Source organism: Pseudomonas sp. RP-B7 (genome assembly GCF_059803535.1).
Genome location: NZ_JAPFHC010000012.1, coordinates 84,768 through 105,215 on the forward strand (window position 1 = coordinate 84,768; position 20,448 = coordinate 105,215).

The following is a 20,448-nucleotide window of genomic DNA, read 5'->3' on the forward strand; positions in this document are numbered from 1 at the left end:
ACTGGCGGCGTTTATTTAGCCAGGTTTCCGCCATGCATCCCGCAGCCGAACATTCGCCGCTGGGCAAGTCCAGTGAATACATCTCCACCTACACCCCGTCGTTGTTGTTCCCGATCCCTCGCGCCGCCAAATGGGCCGAGCTGGGCCTGAGTGCCGAGACCCTGCCATACAAAGGCGTGGATTTCTGGAACTGCTTCGAACTGTCCTGGCTGCTGCCGTCGGGCAAGCCGGTGGTGGCCATCGGTGAGTTCAGCATCCCGGCTGACTCGCCGAATATCATTGAGTCCAAGTCCTTCAAACTGTACCTCAACTCGTTGAACCAGACCGCGTTTGCCGATACGGCAAGCCTGGAAGCGACCTTGCGTACCGACCTCGGCGCCGCCGCCGGCAAGCCAGTGAGCGTGCGCATCCGCAGCCTGGCCGAGATCGAGGCCGAAGGCGTGATGGCGTTGCCCGGTGTGTGCATTGATGAGTTGGACATCAGCGTCAGCAACTACGAACACCCACGCCCGGAACTGCTGCGTTGCGATGAATCGCGGATTGTCGAGGAGAGCGTGCATAGCCACCTGCTCAAATCCAACTGCCCGGTGACCAGCCAGCCCGATTGGGGCAGTGTGGTGGTCGAATACCGGGGTCGCGCGTTGGACCACGCGAGCTTGCTGGAATATATCGTGAGCTTTCGCCAGCACTCTGACTTCCATGAGCAGTGCGTGGAGCGCATCTTCCTGGATTTGCAGCGCTTGCTGAAGCCGGAAAAACTGACCGTGTATGCGCGGTATGTTCGCAGGGGCGGGTTGGATATCAACCCGTATCGCAGTACTGAAGATGTGGCGTTCCAGAACGTGCGCCTGGCGCGTCAGTAAAGCCGGAAAACGTCACTCTTCAGGAGTGGCGGGAGTGGTTCCTCCCGCCACTTTCTTATCCATGCCTAATGTGCGTGGATAGACGGCGTTTCGTGGGTATCAGTATGTGATTTTCTCTTTGCCATCGCCAACTGGGAAATATCGATCATTCTCGTCTGTAGCCCCGCCATAGCTCCTCGAAATTGAGTATGAAGGCTCAGTTCCTTTGCCTTTCATAGCCTCTTGCTGCCCTGCATCTATCTCGTTCTGCTGAAAATACTGTTGCATTACTTGAAAAGCTGGCGATGCGCTCGATACGGCACTCATTATAAGTAAAGCTCCAAAGTTAATTGAAAGGACCATTCCTCTCACAACCTCAGTGGCAAGCTCCGTGGTTTGGGTTCCCGTCGATGATGAAATTTCCCGCAAAAGCGACGCTATGATTCTACAAAAGGGAAGGCGTATTTCTGAGCAAAAAAAAGCCGACGCCCGCTTAGGCATCGGTTTTCAATTGTTTGCCGAGAGGGATCCGCGCAAATGCAGCTCTGATAGATGTTGATTTTCAGGTGCTATGTCGTCAGATCCCGATATTGCCCAAGGTGACCATGATATTGCGCAAGGTCCCGGAAATCACCGGGTGCTCAGCGTCGAACTCAATGGCCGCTTGATTCACATCATCGGAAATACTCGGTGTCTGGGTGGCCGGCTCAAGTTCAAGTTGTAATTCGAACTTGGCAATCAAGGCTTGCAATGCTGTACGTTTTTCTTCCGACAGCGGCGGTTCCTGTTCCAACTGCCCGCGCAGGATTTCGACCTGTTCTTCCAGTTTTTTGCGATCAGGCATGACGTGTTTCCTTTTATCGATAGGCACTGACATAGACCACGGCACGCCGAGAAAGGTCTACGGGCTGACCTGTAGATTAATCCACTGGGGCCAACCGTGCATGATCCGTGTCAGGGCTTCTCGCCTTTTAGTTGGCGCAGGCTGATGTCGGCCAGGCAGGTGCCGAGTTCGCCCAGGTGGTCGATCACCGAGTGCACGCCCAGCCCGTATAGGGCCACGGTGGCTTTGCCGCGCTTGTGCTCGCGCTCTTGCTCGCTCAATGCCTGCCATTGTGTCGGGGCCATGCCGCACAGCGAGCCGCAGGATGCCAGGCCAATCGTCCACAGGCCGGCGTTGAGCCCCGATTGCAGCAAGCGCGGTTCGCCGCTGACCAGCACACAGCCTTCCAGGCGTTCGATGTTCAGTTCCATCAAGGCTTGCCAGCAGGCGTGAGGCGCAGGCCAACGGATGGCAGAGGGCGATGCGGCTTTCAGCCAGCCCGGCAATACGGCGGCCAGTGGTGTGGTGACGCAGGCGGGCAGTTCATCCAGCCAGGCGCAGGGCACGCCTTGTTCATGCAGGCTGCGCAGGATGCTCAGGGCGCCCGGCGTGGCGTGGGAGCCCGGCGAGGGCGAATCGGTACGTGCCTGGGAACCGAAGTCCACCAGGCAGCCACTCAGGCCGAACAATACAGCGGTCAAGGCAGGCGCGCTGGCGATGGCAATCTCGGCGTGAGGCATGTCGACATCCCTGAAATAGCTCTGACGCTATCGGCATGGGATGACAAGTGGATGACACAGGGCCTCAATTGTAGGAATTTTGTGCATTTTAGACAGGACGTTTCCCCGACTGCTGCGTAAATGGACACTTCCGTCATATACTCACCGACTTATTCAGGGCATAGCGCCCATGACAGACCCTTAAGGAGCAAAAGCTATGCGCTGGAGCCACTATTTCGCTCAGCTGTCGGTGTGTGCCACTGTCCTGCTGGCCCCGTTCGCTGTACAGGCCGCCTCGGAAGATGATCCGTGGGAAAGCGTCAACCGCCCGATCTTCACCTTCAACGACACCGTTGATACCTATGCGCTCAAGCCATTGGCCCAGGGTTATCAGTTCGTGACGCCGCAATTCATGCAGGACGGCGTTCATAACTTCTTCCGTAACATCGGCGATGTCGGCAACCTGGCCAACAACGTGCTGCAGCTCAAGCCGCATGCGGCGGGTGTGGACACGGCGCGCTTGCTGATGAACACCACGTTTGGTGTGCTCGGCTTTATCGACGTCGGTACCAAAATGGGGCTGCAACGCAGTGACGAAGACTTCGGTCAGACCCTCGGCTACTGGGGCGTCGGCAGTGGTCCTTATGTGATGCTGCCACTGCTGGGCCCAAGCACCCTGCGTGATGCACCGTCCAAATACGTAGACAGCTACACCCAGCCGTACCGCTATATGAACGACATCGGCTTGCGCAACAGCACCTTCGGTCTGAACGTTGTCGATACCCGTGCCAGCCTGCTGGACAGCGAGAAGCTGATCACCGGCGACAAGTACACGTTCATCCGCAATGCTTACCTGCAGAACCGCGAGTTCAAGGTCAAGGACGGCAAGGTCGTCGACGACTTTTAAGCCGTGATGTTTTGAAACGAAAAAGGCGACCTCGATGGTCGCCTTTTTTGTGGGCAGGTTTCAGTACATTTTCAGGATCTTGAGCCCCAGGTGCTGGTCTGGGCCGTTTGTCATGGTCCAGACCACTTCGGTGTCCGCTTCCAGTCCCGTGAGGGCGCTGTGCTCGGAATCGATGCGTACAGTCAGTTTGTCGCCTACCTGGAATTGGCGAGGTGCCTGCACCTGCATGCCGGAACTGGAAAGGTCCACGCAAACCCCGGCAATCTCCTGCCCGGCGTGGATCAGCGACACATCGGCATCCACTCGCATGCGGATGAAATCGCGTTTTTCGGCGTAGTCGCGCTCGTGTTGGCTCACGGGTTCCATCCTTACTTTGTGTTGTGGTCGTGGCTGTTCTTATAACTCTCGGTGATTTGCGATGTAAAGACGCTTGGCGACCATCGGCATGAGCTTGAAACCCCAGACGGATGGGAGTACCGTCTGCGCCTTAGAAGGGCACCTCTGCTTTACCGTTGTGCGTGGGCCAAATGCCCATGCTTTGTAGGACAGAGAGGCTAGAAAGCGAATCCAGTAAGTGCGCCCGGCCATTGTCGCGCCACCTACGCCAACCTAATTCTGGCGCCGTTTGCCCACATGCAAAAAACCAGTGCCACGCTGCTGATAATCGATGACGACGAAGTAGTGCGCGCGAGTCTCGCGGCCTATTTGGAAGACAGTGGCTTCAGCGTCCTGCAGGCCAGCAATGGCCAACAGGGTCTCCAGGTATTCGAGCGCGACAAGCCCGACCTTGTGATCTGCGACCTGCGCATGCCCCAGATGGGCGGCCTGGAGCTGATTCGCCAGGTGACCGAGCTCGCGCCGCAGACGCCGGTGATTGTCGTGTCCGGTGCCGGGGTGATGAACGATGCGGTCGAGGCTCTGCGCCTGGGCGCTGCCGACTACCTGATCAAGCCCCTTGAAGACCTCGCGGTGCTGGAGCACTCGGTGCGTCGTGCCCTGGATCGTGCACGCCTGCTGCTGGAAAACCAGCGCTACCGCGAAAAGCTCGAAACCGCCAACCGCGAACTCGAAGCCAGCCTGAACCTGCTCCAGGAAGACCAGAACGCCGGTCGCCAGGTGCAGATGAACATGCTGCCGGTGAGCCCGTGGACCATTGACGAGTTTCAGTTTGCCCACCAGATCATTCCGTCCTTGTACCTGTCGGGTGATTTTGTCGATTACTTCCGCGTTGATGAGCGGCGTGTCGCGTTCTACCTGGCCGATGTCTCCGGCCATGGTGCTTCCTCTGCTTTTGTCACCGTGTTGTTGAAGTTCATGACCACGCGGCTGCTGTTCGAATCCAAGCGCAATGGCACCTTGCCGGAGTTCACCCCGTCCGAGGTGCTGGGCCACATCAACCGAGGCCTGATCAGCTGCAAGCTGGGCAAGCACGTAACGATGGTGGGCGGCGTGATTGATGAAGAAACCGGTCTTTTGACCTACAGCATTGGCGGTCACCTGCCGATGCCTGTGTTGTACACGCCTGACAGTGTGCGTTACCTGGAAGGACGGGGTCTGCCCGTAGGCTTGTTTAACGAAGCCACCTACGAAGACCACATCCTGGAACTGCCACCGACGTTCAGCTTGACGCTGATGTCCGATGGCATCCTCGACCTTCTTCCAGAGCCTACACTCAAGGAGAAAGAAGCTGCCTTGCCCCAAAAGGTCAAGTCGGCGGGCGGCAGCCTGGATGGCCTGCGGCAGGTTTTTGGATTGGCCACGCTAGGGGAGATGCCGGATGATATCGCCCTATTGGTGTTGAGCAGGAATCTTTGATGAGTACCGGAAGAATCCAATTCGCCGAGCAAGACGGGACCTTTGTCCTGAAGTTTGTCGGTGAAGTGCGCCTGACCTTGTGTTCGGCGCTGGATGCGACGATCGAGCGGATCTTCACCGCGCTGAATTTTTCGGCGATCGTGATCGATCTGACCGAAACCCGCAGCATCGATAGCACGACCCTTGGGTTGTTGGCCAAGTTGTCCATTCTGTCGCGGCAGAAGGTCGGCCTGTTGCCGACGGTGGTCACCACCCACGAAGACATCACCCGGCTGTTGCAGTCCATGGGCTTCGATCAGGTGTTCAACATCGTTGATCGCCCGATTCCGTGCCCGGAATGCCTGACTGACTTGCCGTCCCAGGACCAGTCCGAGGAGGTGGTACGCATCAAGGTGCTGGAAGCGCACAAGATCCTGATGGGCTTGAACGAGTCCAACCGCGAGGCGTTTCACGACCTCGTCAATGCCCTCGAGCGCCACTGATCTCCTGTGTAGGAATACGTCCCAAATATGGAAAGGGGCTCGCCCCGATAGCGCCAGATCGATCAGCGCACTTCCAAACAGACAAAAAAGGGCGGCACCTTCACAGGTGCCGCCCTTTTTGTTGCTGCTGCCTTACAGCTTGGCAGTCAACAGCGCCTCCAGCTTCTCCTGGTCACGCGCAAACTGGCGAATGCCTTCGGCCAGCTTCTCGGTTGCCATCGCGTCCTCGTTGGATTCCCAGCGGAACTGCGCTTCAGTCAAATGCACGCGTGGCTCACCGGCATGGCCGGGCGACAGCTTGCGCTCCAGCTTGCCGGTATCGGCAGCGAGTTTTTCCAGCAGGTCCGGGCTGATGGTCAGGCGATCACAACCGGCCAGCTCTTCGATCTGGCTCAGGTTGCGGAAGCTCGCACCCATCACCACGGTCTTGTAGCCATTGGCCTTGTAGTAGTTGTAGATGCGCGTCACCGACTGCACGCCTGGATCTTCCGAGCCGGTGTAGTCGGTGCCGTTGGCCTTCTTGTACCAGTCGTAGATGCGACCCACGAACGGCGAAATCAGGAACACGCCCGCTTCCGCGCAAGCCACCGCTTGGGCGAAGGAGAACAGCAGGGTCAGGTTGGTCTGGATGCCTTCTTTTTCCAGCTTCTCTGCGGCGCGGATGCCTTCCCAGGTGGAGGCGATCTTGATCAGTACGCGGTCACGGCCAACGCCGGCTTTTTCGTACAAATCGATCAGACGGTGCGCACGCTTGAGTACGGCGTCAGTGTCGAACGACAAGCGTGCATCCACTTCAGTGGAGATGCGCCCCGGGACTACTTTCAGGATCTCCTGGCCCACGGCCACCGCAAAGCGGTCACTGGCCAGGCCAACGTCGCCGTTGCAGTCTTTCACGCACTCATCCAGCAGCTTGGCATAGGCCGGAATCGACGCCGCCTTGAGCAGCAGGGACGGGTTGGTGGTGGCATCCTGCGGTTTGACCCGGGCGATAGCTTCGAAATCGCCGGTATCGGCTACGACAGTGGTGATTTGCTTGAGTTGTTCCAGCTTGGAAGTCATGGGCGTGCTCTGTCCTGTGGGTCTGATGACATTACCCGAGCGCTGACAGCCGCTCAAGGGCGCAAATGCGTTCATCGGCCCGCCGTGGCAACAACCTGGGAACGGTCATCTGAATAGCGGGCCTGACGGTTTAATAGGAGGGCGAAAAGGCTGGCAGGTTCAACTCCGCTAATGGTCAGCGCCCATCCAGCAGAGCGGCTGCCTGATCGAGCAGTGCCAGTGGGTCGGCAGCCTTGTGAATATCCACCGACAGCAACTGCCGGAACTTGCGCGCTCCAGGAAAGCCGGTGCCCAGCCCCAGCACATGCCGGGTGATGTGGTGCATCGAACCGCCTGTCGCCAAATGCGCCGCGATATACGGCCGAAGTTGCGCCAGCGCCTGCGCCCGCGTGATCACCGGCTGCGTGCTGCCAAATAGCTGCTGATCGACCTGCGCCAGCACATAGGGGTTGTGATACGCCTCGCGCCCCAGCATCACCCCGTCAAAGGTCTGCAAGTGCTCCTGGCACTGCTCCAGCGTCTTGATTCCACCGTTCAGGATGATCTCCAGCTCGGCAAAATCCCGCTTCAGCTGCGCCGCCACGTCATAACGCAAGGGCGGAATATCCCGATTCTCCTTGGGCGACAAACCCTCCAGAATCGCAATGCGCGCATGCACGGTAAAACTGGTGCAGCCTGCGTCCTTCACCTGCCCGACAAAATCACACAGCTCGGCGTAGCTGTCCCGGCCATTGATCCCGATGCGGTGCTTCACCGTTACCGGAATCGACACCGCATCGCGCATTGCCTTCACACAATCTGCCACCAGCGCCGGATGGCCCATGAGGCACGCGCCGATCATATTGTTCTGCACGCGATCACTGGGGCATCCAACGTTCAGGTTCACCTCGTCATACCCGGCGGCCTCGGCCATCCGGGCGCAGGCCGCCAAGTCCGCCGGAACGCTGCCACCCAGTTGCAGTGCCAACGGGTGCTCGGCGTCGTTGTGGCGCAGGAAACGCTCGTGGTCGCCATGCAGGATCGCGCCGGTGGTCACCATCTCGGTGTAGAGCAGTGCGTTTTTTGACAGCAGGCGCAGGAAAAAACGGCAGTGGCGATCAGTCCAATCCATCATGGGTGCAACGCTAAAGCGCCGAGACAGTGCGGGGCTTGATTCTGCTGGGCTAAAGCTCTGTTTATCTAGCATTTTACTCAACGTGTTCTGGGCGAGTTTTAGGGCGTTTTCAGGTGTTTTTGAAGGCTCGGTGGTACGATGTACCACTTCAAAACTGACGCGTACCACTTTCGATATGGCGACTATCAGGGCAAGAAAACTGGCGGATGGGACTGTGAGCTACACGGCTCAAATCCGCATCAAACGCGACGGAGTGCAAGTCTACCAAGAGAGCCAGACCTTCGCCCGGAAACAGGCTGCCCAAGCGTGGACGCGCAAGCGCGAATCGGAGCTGGACGAGCCCGGCGCGATCGAGCGGGCCAGCCGGAAGGGCGTCACCGTCAAAGACATGATCGACCAGTACCTGTTGGAAGTGGGAAAGGCCCGGCCCCTGGGCAAAACCAAGAAGGCCACGCTCGAAGCGATCGGCAAGATGGACATCGGCAAGCTGAACGACACCGACATCACCACCCAGTGCCTGGTGGACTTCGCCCTTTTTCGGATGAGCGGAGAGGGCGGCGGTGTCCAGCCGCAAACCGCCGGCAACGATCTGGCGCACCTCGGCGCCGTCCTGGCCATCGCCAAAGACGCCTGGGGCTACCAGGTCGATCCGCTCGCCATGGGCGGCGCCCGCCGCGTGCTACGCAAACTGGGCTACAACCTGAAAAGCCGCGAGCGTGACCGTCGGCCGACCTTGGACGAGCTGGCAAAGGTGCTGGCGCACTACCAGGCCATGCAAGCGCGGCGCCCGAGCGTCATCAACATGCTCAAGGTCGTCGGCTTTGCCCTGTTCTCCACCCGACGACTGGATGAAATCACCCGTATCCGCTGGGCCGACGTCGACGAGCCAGGCCAACGAGTGCTGGTGCGCGACATGAAGAACCCCGGCCAGAAGATCGGCAACGACGTGTGGTGTTACCTGCCGGACGAGGCGTGGCAGATCCTCCAGACCATGCCGAAGGCCGGTGAAGACATCTTTCCCTACAGCCCTGAATCCATCTCCACGTCCTGGGCGAAGGCCTGCAAGTTCTTGACCATCGCGGACCTGCATTTCCACGACCTTCGGCATGAAGGCGTCAGCCGCCTGTTTGAAATGGATTGGGACATCCCGCGCGTGGCGAGTGTGTCCGGCCACCGGGATTGGAATTCGATGAGACGATACACCCACCTGCGCGGCAAGGGTGACCGTTATGTGGGTTGGGAATGGCACGAAAAGATACTGAGGGCGCCCGTCCAACTGGGCGCCGCATCAGAGAAGTGGCTCAAACGGCGCGTTTTATCCCGTTGAGCTGGTTGTGTTCCTTTACAGCGGCAGCGCGCTGCAAATCGAGGTAGGCAGCGAAGTCGGAGAGGTGGATGCCCTTGGCCGACTTCTGGCTAACTTCCAAACGGGTGATGGGTAGCTTGATCTGACCGCTCATCACCTTGCGCTGGAACATCTCCGGCGTCAGGTGCGTGAAGTAATCGCGGCACACCAGCTCCAGCGGGATGATGACCTGGCCGTCGTATTGGGCCATCAGGATAAACGCTGTGTTCATGGTGGACCCCTCACATCCGAAACGATTGATGAATGAGCGCCGGCGGCGCTTTGTGTTCTGCGGGTTTCGCGTCATTGCCCTGGGTCTCGCAAACGAACCGATGCCGCTTTCGGTTGGGCGCAGTCAGGGCCTCGGTCAGACCTGGCACGACGGCGCTGCATTGCTCGTAGGCAAAAGGGCCGTTCCAGCTATCAGCCTTCACCACCTGGCAATTCGTTCGGGTTGCATCCGCGCATAGGTAAAGCAGAAGAAATACGGTCATACGCCAGCCTCCCGCTGAGCCACGCTCAACGCAATCGCCACCGGCTGCACCCAAACCGACACGTTGCTGAGCATGAACGTCTCCCCAGCCTCGGAAAGCAGTAGCGTCATGCCGAACACATCCGCCATCGCCTTTGCCGCCGCGCGCGGCACGGCGTTGCCGATCCGTTCCCGGTGGTTGCCGTCGTTGACTCCATCCAACAGGAAGAACCGCGCCTGCTCGATCTTGCGCACCCGCTGCATCACTTGAATTTCGTGAGCGGTCTGCGGATCCTTGGACCAGTGGTCCTCTGGATCAAACAGCGATTGCAGCGCGGCAAGCTCCAGGGTGGTGAAGGGGCGGTGCCAGGTACCGTCGAGACTGGTGATCACACAGGTCAGCCGATCGTTGGGTGCCGGCATGCGCTGGTCCGCAACCGACCACCGGCCGTTGTCGTGGCAGGCACTGGCAGAAACGGCGCCGCACTGGTCGTTCCAACCCACAACGCCGTAGTGGCCACCGGTGAGGTAGGCGTCTCCTTTGGTGCGCTTCATGCCTGGGCGGGGGTCAGCGATCGACAGTTGGCCGCCCTGGACACCTTTGCCCCCGGCGATAACCGTTTGGCTGTGCCGATCCCACTTCATGACTGACAAGTTGTTGCTGTGCCGTTTCCAGTTAGGTCGAGGATCTGCAACGCTGAACGTCCCTTGCCCTGGGCTGCGCTGGCCAGTGACCACGCCGCAGTGCCGGTTGTAGGGCAGCACGCCGTACTGGGTGTATTCGAATTTGCTGGTAGGACGCGGATCAGCCACAGAGAACTTGCCGTTCATGGGACGGCTCGCACCTGCCACCACGCCGGCTGTATCGTCCCAATCGACAACCCCGAGCACACCGTTGTGATATTCAGGCACGATCACAAAGTCACGAAGGTAGCCGTCCTCGATCGCAAACTGGCTCAGGCTACGCCAGTCCTTCCCGGCCTCGACCAAGGCCAGGCGTACCCACGTTTTCCACTGCAACGCCGGCACCCGGTGCATCGGTCCTGCCTGATCAACGTCGCCGGCATGCGGCATGCGGCTCAACACATCACCAACGGCGCGCAGACAGCGTTTTTCCGGTTCGTACAGGAACGCCGGCACCTTCTCCACGTGCCTGGCGACCAGCAAAAAGCGCTTGCGGCTTTGGGCCAGCCCACCAATTTCGCCGCAGTCGTGGGTGGTTTCCGCCACCGCATAACCGTAGTGCCTGAGCAGCTTTGTGATCTGGTCCAGCAGGTAACGGCCACGGGTCGCCAGGCGCGGCACGTTTTCGAACACGATCAGCGACACCGGGTTGTGCCTCCAGGCTTCGCACATCAGCCACACACAGCGCAACGTCAGCTCATTGAGCGCCCGGTACTTGGGCGTCTGGCTCATCGTCTCCGACAGCAGGCCCGATGCGCCCTTGCAGGGGCTACTGATGAACACAGCGTCCGGGTCTTCGTTGCCGGCGGCGCGGCGCAGATCCTCGGCGGTGGCTTCCTTCCAGCCGGCGGGCGGCTGCTGGCCGTGGAACGCGGTGAACTGCTCGCGGGTGAACAAGTCCATCAGCGTGCCAGGCACGCCGGTCATCATCTGGAAGTCGCGCAGGCCGGCCGGGTCAACGTCGACGCCACCGAGGCAACGCCATTCAGCTTGCACGGGGCCCAGGACTGGTTTGGAGTCGCTGAAGCCAGCGGCGCCACTGCCGAGACCACAGCAAAGGTGGAAGTGGGTGAGGGTGCGCTTAAGCATTGGAATCACCCCGCGCGGTGTAACAGTCATTGCATGAGCCAAATGGTTCGTCGGCGCATTTAGGGCACTCCTGCGCGGTCGCGTCCGCCAAAATCGCTTCGTCTCCCGGAAACCCGGGAAAGTCATCGTTGGCGTCGAGTTCTGCGTAAGCGAAAACCTTCCAATGGATACCGCGACGAAGGTAGTGGCCGAGCATCCAGTGGATGACAGCGGCCTGCTCATCTTCACTGCGCTCTGAAATACAGTGCCCTTGCTGCCGCAGTAGCTGGGCTGTGCTGGCTAATTTGGTGTGAGGAATGCCAAGGATGTAGCGCAGGTCAGCAGTCAGTTCCAGTGGTGCCGATACCGGTGTCACTGGCTCAAAAAAGTGAAACGTGGTGCGGTCCGAGTTTTGATTTGAATGCATGGTGCTTCTCCTTTCAGGCAGTGGGGGAGTTGCAGCTCCCCGTGTCCGCCTGTGTTGGGTATCAGTGTGCGTATCGACGCGGTTTGTTTTGTTTGGCCGCTTCACGCTCGGCCATGAATGCAGCCCATTCCGCTGATTTGTGCTGCTGGCGGATACGGCTACAGGCCTGGTGCTTGCGAGTTGAGCGCGCTTTGCCGCAGATGTCGCAGCGGCTCGGCAGGTCGAGGCGGTGGCTTGCCATCGTCGGCCGCTCGCGCTCAACCGCGACGGTCCGCGGCTCGCAGGACTTGTAGAAAAAGTCGGCCATGATCATTGCCCTCCCATAAACATGCGTGTCAGTGCATTGGGCTGGCCGTCTGGTGTCAGCTTTTCGATTGGTTGGGTGATGGTGCGACCTCTCGCTGTGCGCAAGGTGGCAACGCCGCAATCGATCGCTTCAATCACGCCGGTACGAGCACTCAGACGGTATTCCCGACCACCGCCGCTCATTTCGACGTAGCTGACGGTGTCGCCGACAGCCAACGGGGTTGTGGTAGCCTCTGCGGTGCCGCCTTTGGGTTGATTCACTTGCATGGTGCTTCTCCTTTGGGTGGTCGGTGTCGAGGGGTTGCAGCCCCTCGGCACCACCTTCTTATTGGCTTTCGCCGGTTGGGTTTTGCTTGCGCACCAGGTGCAGCAGCAGGTTTTCAAACTCGACAACCTCATCCGTTTCTGACTGCCATTCCAGGACTGCCTGGATCTGATCCCGGCTGCACTCCAGCACCAGAATTTCTTTGTCGCTCACCGCACGAACCTCAAGGATCGCGACCAACCCGGCCGGGTCGTAGGCTTCGGCGTGAACGATTTTCCCGGACTCGTTAAACCAGTCCTTCAGCTCTTTCAGGTGCCGAAGGCGGTTGGTTTCCCCCTCGCGGCCGTCACCGGTGATGACTTGTACGTGCATGGTGCTTCTCCTTTGGGTGGCAGGCGTTGCAGCGCCTGACGGGGTTGGTTTTCGAATTCGTCAGGCGTTGAAGTGCCAGCACTTCACGATCGGCTGCTTGGTGATGACGGCGTTGCTGTTCTTGGCCTGGTGAGCCCGTACCGCGCTGTCTGTGGCTTTGTTGGTGTCGATCAACTTCCGCGAACGTGAGTCCTTCAGGCGCTCGCGCAGCTCGCTGACGTCGGCAATCTTCTGGCGATGCTCAGCTGCGCACTTCACAAAGTCGTTGAGGTTGATGGCGATGACGTTGTCTTTCTTGCTGTGGTTGACCACGGGACCGTCAGCGTCGAGGCCTTCCAGGTACTCGTAGACTTCCCAAAATTCAGCCACCACCGGATGGTCGGAGCTGATCGAGGACTGGCGCTCGATCGCCATGCGGATGATCTGCGTGCGGGTGTGGCTGATTTGTGGTTCGGTGAGCGGCACTACCATGCACAGGCAGTCGAGCAGGGCGAGTAGCTGGGCGTGGTTCTTATTGATCCGCTCAACCCGGATGTAGCCGCGCAGCTTGTTGCCGCAGTGCTGACAATCGGCTTGCTCGTCCTGAAACGGTGTCTCGCAGGCAAAGCAATGCGAATGCAGGTTGCGCAACTTCGCCTCGTAGCCAGGGATGCGCTGGGCGAACAGCTCCATCACTTCCAGCTCTTTGCGAACCGCCTGCAAGACAAAGTTGCTGAGCGTTGAGCCTTCCAGGGCATTGAGCCGATCTGCCGCCGCTCGGCTCTCTGGCGTCACGTTCGGGCGCACGAAGTGCAGTTTCACAATCCGGGTCATGATCGCTTCAGACGCAACCACAGGGGCGTTCTGGCTGATGGCAATCGTGCCTCGAAACGGTGGTTCGTAGGTCTCGTTGCCGGCGGTTTTGACGCCCTTGGTCGCGAGCGTGCCGCCGCCGTAGTAGTCCTTGAGTTCGTCCCATTCGAAGGTCTTGGCGTGGGCCTTGTCATCGCCGCTGCGGTCCGACTCCAGCAGCACGATGGGCATGCCCGACACCTGGCCCATCAGGCGGCTACGGCCGGCCTTGGTGGACTTGGATGGGTCGAACCCTTCGTAACCGTCCCGGCCAGCCAGTTTCCAGAGCAGGGTAAGCAAGGTGGTTTTGCCGGCGCCGGCTTCTCCCGTGGCTTCAAGGAACGGAAACGACTGGTAGCGGCTGCGGATCTGTTCGGCAAACAGTGAGCCAAACCAGAACGTCAGCGCGACGATTCCCTGGGCGCCAAAGCACTGCCACAGAAGGCCCAGCCACTGTTGGTCGTAGTTTTTACCGTCCTTCTCCAGATCGATCTTCACACCCTTTTGCAGGGTCTTGAGCTTCAGCTTGCCCATCTCAAAAAACTCCTCTTCATTGATGTGGATGACCTGGCCTTCGCGGACGGCTACGTCGTTGAACACGTAGCAGTGGTATTCCTTGCTGTAGCCCACGTAGTCGATGGTCTGAACGGTCTTGATGCCGAAAAGCTGGTCTTTCATAAGCTTGTCCAGCTGCTGTCCACTGCCGGTGAACACGGCCCCGGCGCCCATGCCGAGAAGTCTTTTTTTGAATTCGCTGGCGGCAGCGACCTGACCGCCTGTGAAGGTGTTTTTCACTGACCCACCGTCGTGGGGGAAGTCGACGCGGAAGAAGTACCAGGACTCGTCGGTAATCTCGTTGCGCTGGAAATAGAGGGCTTTGGGGTAGCAGTTGGCGATTTCGACGACGCAGCCGGCCACGTTCAGGGCCTTCTCCCTCAGCTGCTTTTCGTTCAGCACCTGGGCTTCCTGGTCGTCGCTTTTCTCCAGCGCCTGCTTGGCGCTGTTGTATTTCGCAAGGTCCAACTTCCACCAGTACAGGCGGGAGTCGAAACAGAAGTGAAACTCCTCGCGCTCACGCCACTGGTACATGAGCAACGCCTTGTCGCTGGCACTCTCTGCTATCAGCAGGGCGCCCTGATGGCGGGCTTCCTTCAGGTCTTTTTCGATCCGTTCCGCACGGGCCTTCTCGTCGTCGATAAAGGCCCAGCGCTGATGCAGATCGTTCCAGTCAACCTTGCGTGCATCCGGCTGCGTGACCTGGGCGGCGTCGCAGGTAAAGCCGAGTTCTCGGGCACGCTTCACCCAGGTGCGGGTGTATTTGTGAGCGCCTGGCTCGTTGTCTAAGGCCCAAACCAACTTGGGAGTCTTGCCGCCGCGAGCGGTGATGAGCGCCTTCAGCGATTCTTCGGGAAAGGCGTTTGACGACAGGGCGGCGACGGCGGAAATACCGTTTTGAATGAGCGCAATCGCGTCGAAGATGCCTTCAACGATCCACAGTTCGTTTACCTCCAACAGGTCCAGGCACGGCGGGCACCACCAATGCCCTCTGTAGCTCTTGAGCGGTTGGAACCGGGCCTTCTTCTTGCCGAAGCGGGAAGGCTGATCAATCAGGCGCTCCCAGTACCCACCATGCTCCAGCGGAAACCGCACAGTTGCAGAACCGATATTCAGGTCGCGATCAAAGTAGCTTTCCTGGGTGTACCAGCCCTCTATCTGCTCAACACAGAAACCCCGAGCGAACGCCAGGTATGCCTTGGCACTGGCGGCTGGCTGGTCACTGGTGGCCGGTGCGCGTTTACTCCAGTCGTCGAACAGGTCCGGGTACAGCTCTTTGACCGGGGCCATGTACCGGCATTTTTCTTCGCGGCCACAGCGGATAAACCACGGTTCGTCGTGACGGGAAAACAGGCGTTTCTGGTTGCACTGAGGGCATGTGCCCTTGCGCATGTAATGCGTGCCGGTCATGTGCTGGAGGCCGTAATCGGACTCCAGCCGCTGAAGTACATCAGCCCGGATCTTGTCTTCCATGGGCTTACGTATCACTGCGGACGCTCCGCAGTAGGCACCACGAGCTGCTTTTTCAGTTCGTGACGCGTCTTGCCAATGCCCGCCAGGTGCGGGTAGTCGGCAAGCACTTTTGGCCCACGCTGACCGTTGGGTACATTCCGGTAGCGATCGGAGTACCAAATATCAGCCATGGTGACTTCGTACTGGCTGGTCAACCACAGCAGGTAGTGTTGCGCCTGCTGTTCGTCCAGCTCCAGTTTTATGGTGATTTTGCTCATTTCGGCCACCAGTAAGTTGCAAATTTCCCCTACCCACGCGGTGCGGGCATCCATCAGGGATTGGTTTCGGGTTAGTGCGGGAGGTTGCGAGTCAGCAGCAGGCGTGTCGGAAGCAAGCGTGCTGAAACGGGGTGTCGCTGTTGGGTGCAGTTGTCGAGCAGCCAGATGACCGGTCGAAACGGGCCGCTATTCGGGTGAACGCCAAGCCAGGCAACGCGCTTGCAGGTCATGCTTTCGAACTCGGCGACGGCCAGTTCAGCGATGCGTTGCACCAGGTGCGCAGGGACTTCAAGCGACAGCGTCAGGTAGCGGGTGCAGTTCTCCAGCAACTGGCTGTCACCGGCCAAGTGCTGGCAACGATGGCGGTAGAGGTAGGCCACCGCTGCTTGTTGCATCGCGGCACGGTAGTCACTGGCAGGGTTGGTAGTCAGTTTGATGGCGTTCATGCGGTAGTGGCCTCCATATCCAGTTGATCCAACAGATCAGGTTGATTGTTGGCTGTTTTCATTGCCTGGCGACGAATGACCACATCTGCAACTGGCAGCTTTACCGCCGGGTTGGGCATGCCGCTGGGGCTCAGCTCATGGGTCATTTGAAATTCAGCACGTCCCGCCCAGCCGCACGCCTCGTTGGTGCATTGCAGGTAGGTGATACGCAGAAAAATGTGTTGGCCTTCGCTGGTGCGGATGCGCATGCGGCCGTGGCAGTGGGGGCAGACGAGTTTGTAGGTACTCACTAGACAGCTGCTCCCTGGCTATACAACTGAATCGCCGCAAACACCTCGGCGTAGCGGGCCGACATGTAGGCGATCAGGGCGGCGATGATTGCGTCGGCTTCGCGCTTTTCGATGATCCCGTCATCCAGCGCCGCAGACATGATCTGATCGACCTTGCCCCGCTTGGCCGATGCCTTGAGCGAGCGGCTGTACAACTCCACGTTGTCCAGGTTTTCCGGGATGCTCAGGGGGACAAACATGCCGCCGTACATTGAGGCGATGTAGTCAGCCAGGAAGGTGGTGCCGGCGACCTGCTCCAGGCGGCGGATGTGTTCGTCGGTCAGCGGGCGGCTGCCGGCGTTTTCGTATGCTTGGTTGTCGAACTTCTTCAGCGGCATGCCGAGATCTGCCGAGGCGTATTCCCGACCGCCTGGGTAGGCGCCGATGACGGCCATGACGACGCTCTTTCTGCTGTCTAGAACTGGGCGTTTCATCTTCTGGTTTCCCCTTGGAGCCAGAGGCCCTAGTTTGTGATCTGGCCGTCTTTGATGCCGAGCAACACTGCCGCTCGGTGCGCTTCACCGCGACGACCTTTCTTACGGCCGTTTAGCAGGTCGCTGACCAGATTTTTGTTCAAGCCATGTTGGCGGCTAAATTCGGCAATGCTTTTACCCTCGCGATCAAGAACCGCGCGGGCTTGCTCGGGGGTCTGTAGGGCATGCATAGTGTTCGTCCGTGTTTAATCGTGTTCGACGAAAAGGATTCTTGGCCAGATTTCTGCTCAAGTCAAATTATTTTGATCAAAAAAATGCTCATTTCTTTAGGGGTAGGTGAACGCCTGCGGGAAGAACGCGAGCGGCTGGGCAAAAACCAGACCGACTTCGGCGTTGCCGCAGGGGTGAGTCGTGGCACTCAAAAGGCTTATGAACTTGAGTCCAGCTCCCCCGATGTGCGCTACCTCTCAGGGCTTCAGGCGCTTGGAGTCGATGTGCATTACGTACTGACTGGCTCCCGCGTTGATGGAGACCCCAGCAAGATGAGCGACACGGAGTTGACGGTGTTGGGGTACATGCGGGAAATGTCCGATGCCGACCGCGCGACTCTTGCGCACCTGGCGTTTGCGATGGCTCAGGTGTCTAAGCCGGAACCAAAATGAATCAATTCCAAGGAGGAAACGATGCGTTGTTTGATGATCCCAGTTTTACTAGCACTGGTTGGCTGCGGTGGAGAGAAGAGCGAAACAGTCAGTCGTACCGAGTATGGCGAAAAGTGGCCCTTCATCCACGAGAAGGTCGATCTGCTCTGCCAGGAAGGACCCCCTTCGGCATTGGTGAGAACGGAAGACGGGAAGCTCTACGCTCTGAATGGGAGCGCTCGGTCCAGAGCATTAAAGAATGGATGGCTCGATGGACGATTGATTTCCAAGCCAAACGCAAGCTTGCCTGGCACCACAATGGATTACAGCGAGATTACCGTGCGCGCCCTGAAACTCTGCCCTTCATACGCTGGGTAGCACCCGCAATGACAGTCCCGTTACATGAAGGTCGCACCTCCCGTTCTGTCCGAAAGATTTCCATACGTATGTACTTCTACATGCCATGGATAAGGGGAGAGAAAGCGCCGTGTCTAACAAGCCCAGCGACGATAATCAGCAAATGGAGAATCGCGAGATTGAGTTGAACTCGACGGAGTATTTACTTCTGTCGCTATTTCGGAAGCTGTCTTTAGATAATCAGAAACATATTTTGAGATGTGCTGAGGTTTTAAACAAAACACAGAAAGAATAATAGGAAAGTAACCCGGCATAGCCGGGTTACTTTTTTACTTCTGTTTGGTCGGTGCCGGGCGCGGCGGAGGCGGTGGGGGAGGCGGACGTACATCGCCTCTTACGTTGCGTGTTGGCGGCGGCGGAGGTGGTGGTGGTTTCTGGGCCATAATAAAATTCGCTCCTACAGTTTTGGGATCGTGATTACAGCGTAAGCTATAACGGCAATTCCGGCTGCTAGTATTAGGCAGACATTGCAGTAATATAAGCTTGAGCTTTTTCTATCGTTGTTTAGTGTGCATATTGTTGCACAATTCATGTAATTTTCGTAATAGTATGTTTGCATTTTTTCAGATACTTTAATGTCTGAGTTGTCCTCGTCGGAATAATAATCTATTAGGTCAAGTCGGTACTTTTCAATGGTGTTGGGGGCGGGTAGATTTTCATCTATTTTCCCAAGTAGTGCATCTATGAAGAAGTAAATCCCTACTGCTAGTACAAGTATTGATACTGCAATTATTGTTAGAAACCATATCTTTGCACCAAGAGTAAGAGTGGCTCTATCTCCGGTGATGATTGCCGAGTAAAAGCCTGCTATCGCGATGATCGTTGCTAAGGGGATGCTCAGTCTTGAGAAAATTTGCTCCTTTCTCGCTAGTTCGTGAAAGTAAATTTTTTCATAGTGCTGAAAAAGCTTTTCACTCGTCAAAAATTTCACTCCTTGAGAAGTTTAGATTCTTTTGTTGTTGATCAACTTCCAGTAATGTTCGCCAAGGACAGTAAGTCTGCATGATTTGGAGTTCATTGCTGCAAAGTACATGTGTTCTTCATCAACAGGTTTGACTAAATTTAGTCGGTTTAATTTTTGGAGTATTGCAAATTTACGGTTGTTTTCGGGGTTTGGTTCAATGCCATGATTAGGCGCAGGCGGTTGAGGTTCAAAGCTTGGGTCTAGTGATACTTCTGTGTTTGGTGTTTCAAATAAATCATTTATCTGGCGCAGTTCTGAAAGCTGGATTGGCGGTGAGACTTTTCTTAGTGAAGTAAATGCCCTGACATTGGTTTTGAACACTGGCCTCTGCTCCCAAAGACTCAATGACTGATCTATGTGGGCATAGATGCTGCCTGGTGTTATGTCTCCGAGAAGATTTGCAGCCCCGCCATTCAGTGCGTCTACAAATAAAGATGTGAAAACACCGGAGCCGTTTACTTCCTCCGCGTATTGATCCTTTGTCGATGCCGTGAGGATGGTCATACCTTCGGCTAAAAGGGCTTTTTCACCAAGCGATTTTTGGGTGCCGGCAGCACCGGAATGGCAACTATCCAAGACAATTATTTTGTTAATTGCCTTTGAAGAGTTTGCGATATCTAGTATTTCTTGCAGAGCTAAGCCGTCATCGCCGTCAACGCACTCGGAAGTCAGCAGGTACCCGCCAGACTCTTCAATGTGGCCGTGTCCGGCAAAATAAAAAAGCGCGATTTGGCATTCGCCTTCAAAAAGTTTTTTTATGTCATCTTTCAAATCTTTACGTGTAATAGCGCTTGCCGCATCCACCGCATTTACATGTTTGGTGTCAAAGTTTAGTTCGCCATTCATGTGTCGTTCAAGAACTTGGTTTACTGCGTATGCATCACTTACGCATCCAAATAGTTGATTCATGCTTTTGTAGTAGTTTATTCCTACAATTAAGGCTTTTTTCATGGCGTTTTTACTGCGTTCTTCCCCTCTCCCATCATCTGGGTTACGGCGCTTGCAACGCCAGTCCAAGTCCAAGAAATGACTCGGTTCCTATTAAGCCCCGTCGGAAGAGTGCTATCTGTGTTTGCGCCGTCAACGTAAACTCCAAAAATCGGAACATTTTGAGAACGGGCCATTTCAATTTCTTTAACAACTCCGGTCGCTGTTGACATATGTCGGCCAACTAGGACAATGAGGAGATGAGTTTTATTGATCTTTTCCTTTACAATGGCTTCCCATTCGGATTGCGGCATTGAACTTTTTGCAGACCAGTCTTCATGTTGGAAAGGCGTTTTTGAGTTCCAGGCCTGGCCTGCAAACAACGTTTTGTGAGTACTGTTGTTGTCAACGTCGAAACTGATGAAAGCGCGTGGTTCAGCCATCTTATAATCCTTTAAGCGAATGAGTGAAGGG

Annotated in this window: 28 protein-coding genes; 7 read left to right on the top strand and 21 right to left on the bottom strand. The window is 57.3% G+C overall.

Going from position 1 to position 20,448, the window contains the following annotated elements; translation table 11 throughout:
- The first annotated feature begins 32 nt into the window (after window positions 1-32).
- Window positions 33-863: an NADPH-dependent 7-cyano-7-deazaguanine reductase QueF gene (gene queF / locus OPU96_RS13455; RefSeq protein WP_226455326.1), complete on the top strand. Its 831-nt coding sequence runs from the start codon at window positions 33-35 to the stop codon at window positions 861-863.
- A gap of 556 nt (window positions 864-1,419) precedes the next feature.
- On the opposite strand, the gene OPU96_RS13460 is transcribed toward queF, so the two are convergent.
- A complete protein-coding gene (locus OPU96_RS13460) occupies window positions 1,420-1,686 on the bottom strand; it encodes a DUF4404 family protein (RefSeq protein ID WP_192298644.1) in 267 nt (88 codons plus the stop codon).
- A 110-nt stretch (window positions 1,687-1,796) separates the two neighbouring features.
- Window positions 1,797-2,405 (bottom strand): HAD superfamily inactivated hydrolase PcrP, encoded by a 609-nt coding sequence (gene pcrP, locus OPU96_RS13465; RefSeq protein WP_226455328.1) that lies wholly within the window; start codon window positions 2,403-2,405, stop codon window positions 1,797-1,799.
- Window positions 2,406-2,601: 196 nt separating this feature from the next.
- On the opposite strand from pcrP, the gene OPU96_RS13470 reads away from it, so the two are divergent.
- Entirely contained in the window at window positions 2,602-3,291 is a 690-nt protein-coding gene (locus tag OPU96_RS13470) for an MlaA family lipoprotein (protein ID WP_498559191.1), read from the top strand.
- A gap of 60 nt (window positions 3,292-3,351) precedes the next feature.
- Here the strand turns inward: OPU96_RS13470 and OPU96_RS13475 are convergent, their stop codons facing one another.
- Entirely contained in the window at window positions 3,352-3,648 is a 297-nt protein-coding gene (locus OPU96_RS13475) for a PilZ domain-containing protein (RefSeq protein ID WP_498559192.1), read from the bottom strand.
- Between the two features lie 276 nt (window positions 3,649-3,924).
- On the opposite strand from OPU96_RS13475, the gene rssB reads away from it, so the two are divergent.
- Window positions 3,925-5,106, top strand: coding sequence for a two-component system response regulator RssB (gene rssB / locus OPU96_RS13480; protein WP_017737359.1), 1,182 nt, complete (start codon window positions 3,925-3,927; stop codon window positions 5,104-5,106).
- Window positions 5,106-5,588, top strand: coding sequence for an anti-sigma factor antagonist RssC (rssC, locus tag OPU96_RS13485; RefSeq protein ID WP_010566476.1), 483 nt, complete (start codon window positions 5,106-5,108; stop codon window positions 5,586-5,588). Before rssB ends, rssC begins: the two co-directional genes overlap by 1 nt.
- 132 nt (window positions 5,589-5,720) lie before the next feature.
- Here rssC and tal read toward each other — a convergent pair whose 3' ends face one another.
- A complete protein-coding gene (gene tal / locus OPU96_RS13490) occupies window positions 5,721-6,647 on the bottom strand; it encodes a transaldolase (protein WP_226455330.1) in 927 nt (308 codons plus the stop codon).
- A 175-nt stretch (window positions 6,648-6,822) separates the two neighbouring features.
- On the bottom strand, window positions 6,823-7,833 hold the full coding sequence (dusA, locus tag OPU96_RS13495) for a tRNA dihydrouridine(20/20a) synthase DusA (RefSeq protein ID WP_498559248.1): 1,011 nt from the start codon (window positions 7,831-7,833) through the stop codon (window positions 6,823-6,825).
- Between the two features lie 103 nt (window positions 7,834-7,936).
- On the opposite strand from dusA, the gene OPU96_RS13500 reads away from it, so the two are divergent.
- Window positions 7,937-9,088 carry a tyrosine-type recombinase/integrase gene (locus OPU96_RS13500; RefSeq protein WP_498559193.1) on the top strand — a complete coding sequence of 384 codons (1,152 nt, stop codon included), beginning with the start codon at window positions 7,937-7,939 and terminating at the stop codon, window positions 9,086-9,088.
- On the opposite strand, the gene OPU96_RS13505 is transcribed toward OPU96_RS13500, so the two are convergent.
- The 13 genes from OPU96_RS13505 to OPU96_RS13565 all read right to left on the bottom strand — a co-directional run bounded on the left by OPU96_RS13505 (window position 9,063) and on the right by OPU96_RS13565 (window position 17,255).
- The gene (locus OPU96_RS13505; RefSeq protein WP_498559194.1) at window positions 9,063-9,338 is read right to left on the bottom strand and encodes a pyocin activator PrtN family protein; all 276 of its coding nucleotides are present in this window, start codon (window positions 9,336-9,338) and stop codon (window positions 9,063-9,065) included. The two genes, OPU96_RS13500 and OPU96_RS13505, sit on opposite strands and share 26 nt — an antisense overlap.
- A gap of 10 nt (window positions 9,339-9,348) precedes the next feature.
- Complete coding sequence (locus OPU96_RS13510) at window positions 9,349-9,600, bottom strand: hypothetical protein (protein ID WP_498559195.1); 252 nt, start codon at window positions 9,598-9,600, stop codon at window positions 9,349-9,351.
- On the bottom strand, window positions 9,597-11,351 hold the full coding sequence (locus OPU96_RS13515; RefSeq protein WP_498559196.1) for a DNA cytosine methyltransferase: 1,755 nt from the start codon (window positions 11,349-11,351) through the stop codon (window positions 9,597-9,599). Before OPU96_RS13515 ends, OPU96_RS13510 begins: the two co-directional genes overlap by 4 nt.
- Complete coding sequence (locus OPU96_RS13520) at window positions 11,344-11,757, bottom strand: hypothetical protein (protein WP_498559197.1); 414 nt, start codon at window positions 11,755-11,757, stop codon at window positions 11,344-11,346. Before OPU96_RS13520 ends, OPU96_RS13515 begins: the two co-directional genes overlap by 8 nt.
- A 61-nt stretch (window positions 11,758-11,818) precedes the next feature.
- Window positions 11,819-12,070: a hypothetical protein gene (locus OPU96_RS13525; RefSeq protein ID WP_498559198.1), complete on the bottom strand. Its 252-nt coding sequence runs from the start codon at window positions 12,068-12,070 to the stop codon at window positions 11,819-11,821.
- Window positions 12,067-12,330, bottom strand: coding sequence for a hypothetical protein (locus tag OPU96_RS13530; RefSeq protein WP_498559199.1), 264 nt, complete (start codon window positions 12,328-12,330; stop codon window positions 12,067-12,069). Before OPU96_RS13530 ends, OPU96_RS13525 begins: the two co-directional genes overlap by 4 nt.
- A 58-nt stretch (window positions 12,331-12,388) precedes the next feature.
- Window positions 12,389-12,700 (bottom strand): hypothetical protein, encoded by a 312-nt coding sequence (locus OPU96_RS13535; protein ID WP_498559200.1) that lies wholly within the window; start codon window positions 12,698-12,700, stop codon window positions 12,389-12,391.
- 60 nt (window positions 12,701-12,760) lie between these two features.
- Entirely contained in the window at window positions 12,761-15,559 is a 2,799-nt protein-coding gene (locus tag OPU96_RS13540) for a toprim domain-containing protein (protein WP_498559249.1), read from the bottom strand.
- Window positions 15,560-15,570: 11 nt separating this feature from the next.
- On the bottom strand, window positions 15,571-15,816 hold the full coding sequence (locus tag OPU96_RS13545; RefSeq protein ID WP_177036319.1) for a hypothetical protein: 246 nt from the start codon (window positions 15,814-15,816) through the stop codon (window positions 15,571-15,573).
- A 71-nt stretch (window positions 15,817-15,887) separates the two neighbouring features.
- Window positions 15,888-16,262, bottom strand: coding sequence for a hypothetical protein (locus OPU96_RS13550; protein ID WP_498559201.1), 375 nt, complete (start codon window positions 16,260-16,262; stop codon window positions 15,888-15,890).
- On the bottom strand, window positions 16,259-16,552 hold the full coding sequence (locus tag OPU96_RS13555; protein ID WP_498559202.1) for an Ogr/Delta-like zinc finger protein: 294 nt from the start codon (window positions 16,550-16,552) through the stop codon (window positions 16,259-16,261). The genes OPU96_RS13550 and OPU96_RS13555 overlap by 4 nt, the downstream gene beginning before the upstream one ends.
- Window positions 16,552-17,025, bottom strand: coding sequence for a YmfL family putative regulatory protein (locus OPU96_RS13560; RefSeq protein ID WP_498559203.1), 474 nt, complete (start codon window positions 17,023-17,025; stop codon window positions 16,552-16,554). The genes OPU96_RS13555 and OPU96_RS13560 overlap by 1 nt, the downstream gene beginning before the upstream one ends.
- 29 nt (window positions 17,026-17,054) lie before the next feature.
- Window positions 17,055-17,255, bottom strand: coding sequence for a DNA-binding protein (locus OPU96_RS13565; protein WP_017477234.1), 201 nt, complete (start codon window positions 17,253-17,255; stop codon window positions 17,055-17,057).
- 84 nt (window positions 17,256-17,339) lie between these two features.
- On the opposite strand from OPU96_RS13565, the gene OPU96_RS13570 reads away from it, so the two are divergent.
- Complete coding sequence (locus tag OPU96_RS13570; RefSeq protein WP_498559250.1) at window positions 17,340-17,687, top strand: XRE family transcriptional regulator; 348 nt, start codon at window positions 17,340-17,342, stop codon at window positions 17,685-17,687.
- Window positions 17,688-17,720: 33 nt separating this feature from the next.
- The gene (locus tag OPU96_RS13575; RefSeq protein ID WP_498559251.1) at window positions 17,721-18,044 is read left to right on the top strand and encodes a DUF2511 domain-containing protein; all 324 of its coding nucleotides are present in this window, start codon (window positions 17,721-17,723) and stop codon (window positions 18,042-18,044) included.
- Between the two features lie 436 nt (window positions 18,045-18,480).
- Here the strand turns inward: OPU96_RS13575 and OPU96_RS13580 are convergent, their stop codons facing one another.
- Genes OPU96_RS13580 through OPU96_RS13590 form a run of 3 tightly spaced genes read right to left on the bottom strand, consistent with a single transcriptional unit; the run spans window position 18,481 to window position 20,417 of the window.
- Window positions 18,481-19,005, bottom strand: a complete 525-nt coding sequence (locus tag OPU96_RS13580) for a hypothetical protein (protein ID WP_498559204.1) — start codon at window positions 19,003-19,005, stop codon at window positions 18,481-18,483.
- Between the two features lie 21 nt (window positions 19,006-19,026).
- Window positions 19,027-19,998, bottom strand: a complete 972-nt coding sequence (locus OPU96_RS13585) for a caspase family protein (RefSeq protein ID WP_498559205.1) — start codon at window positions 19,996-19,998, stop codon at window positions 19,027-19,029.
- Window positions 19,995-20,417 carry a TIR domain-containing protein gene (locus OPU96_RS13590; RefSeq protein ID WP_498559206.1) on the bottom strand — a complete coding sequence of 141 codons (423 nt, stop codon included), beginning with the start codon at window positions 20,415-20,417 and terminating at the stop codon, window positions 19,995-19,997. The genes OPU96_RS13585 and OPU96_RS13590 overlap by 4 nt, the downstream gene beginning before the upstream one ends.
- Between the last annotated feature and the right edge of the window lie 31 nt (window positions 20,418-20,448).

Bases quoted from the DNA above. Each gene is read 5' to 3' on its own strand.
- queF (WP_226455326.1), top strand. From the start codon at position 33: ATGCATCCCGCAGCCGAACATTCGCCGCTGGGCAAGTCCAGTGAATAC.
- OPU96_RS13460 (WP_192298644.1), bottom strand. From the start codon at position 1,686: ATGCCTGATCGCAAAAAACTGGAAGAACAGGTCGAAATCCTGCGCGGG.
- pcrP (WP_226455328.1), bottom strand. From the start codon at position 2,405: ATGCCTCACGCCGAGATTGCCATCGCCAGCGCGCCTGCCTTGACCGCT.
- OPU96_RS13470 (WP_498559191.1), top strand. From the start codon at position 2,602: ATGCGCTGGAGCCACTATTTCGCTCAGCTGTCGGTGTGTGCCACTGTC.
- rssB (WP_017737359.1), top strand. From the start codon at position 3,925: ATGCAAAAAACCAGTGCCACGCTGCTGATAATCGATGACGACGAAGTA.
- rssC (WP_010566476.1), top strand. From the start codon at position 5,106: ATGAGTACCGGAAGAATCCAATTCGCCGAGCAAGACGGGACCTTTGTC.
- tal (WP_226455330.1), bottom strand. From the start codon at position 6,647: ATGACTTCCAAGCTGGAACAACTCAAGCAAATCACCACTGTCGTAGCC.
- dusA (WP_498559248.1), bottom strand. From the start codon at position 7,833: ATGCTAGATAAACAGAGCTTTAGCCCAGCAGAATCAAGCCCCGCACTG.
- OPU96_RS13500 (WP_498559193.1), top strand. From the start codon at position 7,937: ATGGCGACTATCAGGGCAAGAAAACTGGCGGATGGGACTGTGAGCTAC.
- OPU96_RS13505 (WP_498559194.1), bottom strand. From the start codon at position 9,338: ATGAACACAGCGTTTATCCTGATGGCCCAATACGACGGCCAGGTCATC.
- OPU96_RS13510 (WP_498559195.1), bottom strand. From the start codon at position 9,600: ATGACCGTATTTCTTCTGCTTTACCTATGCGCGGATGCAACCCGAACG.
- OPU96_RS13515 (WP_498559196.1), bottom strand. From the start codon at position 11,351: ATGCTTAAGCGCACCCTCACCCACTTCCACCTTTGCTGTGGTCTCGGC.
- OPU96_RS13520 (WP_498559197.1), bottom strand. From the start codon at position 11,757: ATGCATTCAAATCAAAACTCGGACCGCACCACGTTTCACTTTTTTGAG.
- OPU96_RS13525 (WP_498559198.1), bottom strand. From the start codon at position 12,070: ATGATCATGGCCGACTTTTTCTACAAGTCCTGCGAGCCGCGGACCGTC.
- OPU96_RS13530 (WP_498559199.1), bottom strand. From the start codon at position 12,330: ATGCAAGTGAATCAACCCAAAGGCGGCACCGCAGAGGCTACCACAACC.
- OPU96_RS13535 (WP_498559200.1), bottom strand. From the start codon at position 12,700: ATGCACGTACAAGTCATCACCGGTGACGGCCGCGAGGGGGAAACCAAC.
- OPU96_RS13540 (WP_498559249.1), bottom strand. From the start codon at position 15,559: ATGGAAGACAAGATCCGGGCTGATGTACTTCAGCGGCTGGAGTCCGAT.
- OPU96_RS13545 (WP_177036319.1), bottom strand. From the start codon at position 15,816: ATGAGCAAAATCACCATAAAACTGGAGCTGGACGAACAGCAGGCGCAA.
- OPU96_RS13550 (WP_498559201.1), bottom strand. From the start codon at position 16,262: ATGAACGCCATCAAACTGACTACCAACCCTGCCAGTGACTACCGTGCC.
- OPU96_RS13560 (WP_498559203.1), bottom strand. From the start codon at position 17,025: ATGAAACGCCCAGTTCTAGACAGCAGAAAGAGCGTCGTCATGGCCGTC.
- OPU96_RS13565 (WP_017477234.1), bottom strand. From the start codon at position 17,255: ATGCATGCCCTACAGACCCCCGAGCAAGCCCGCGCGGTTCTTGATCGC.
- OPU96_RS13570 (WP_498559250.1), top strand. From the start codon at position 17,340: ATGCTCATTTCTTTAGGGGTAGGTGAACGCCTGCGGGAAGAACGCGAG.
- OPU96_RS13575 (WP_498559251.1), top strand. From the start codon at position 17,721: ATGATCCCAGTTTTACTAGCACTGGTTGGCTGCGGTGGAGAGAAGAGC.
- OPU96_RS13585 (WP_498559205.1), bottom strand. From the start codon at position 19,998: ATGAAAAAAGCCTTAATTGTAGGAATAAACTACTACAAAAGCATGAAT.
- OPU96_RS13590 (WP_498559206.1), bottom strand. From the start codon at position 20,417: ATGGCTGAACCACGCGCTTTCATCAGTTTCGACGTTGACAACAACAGT.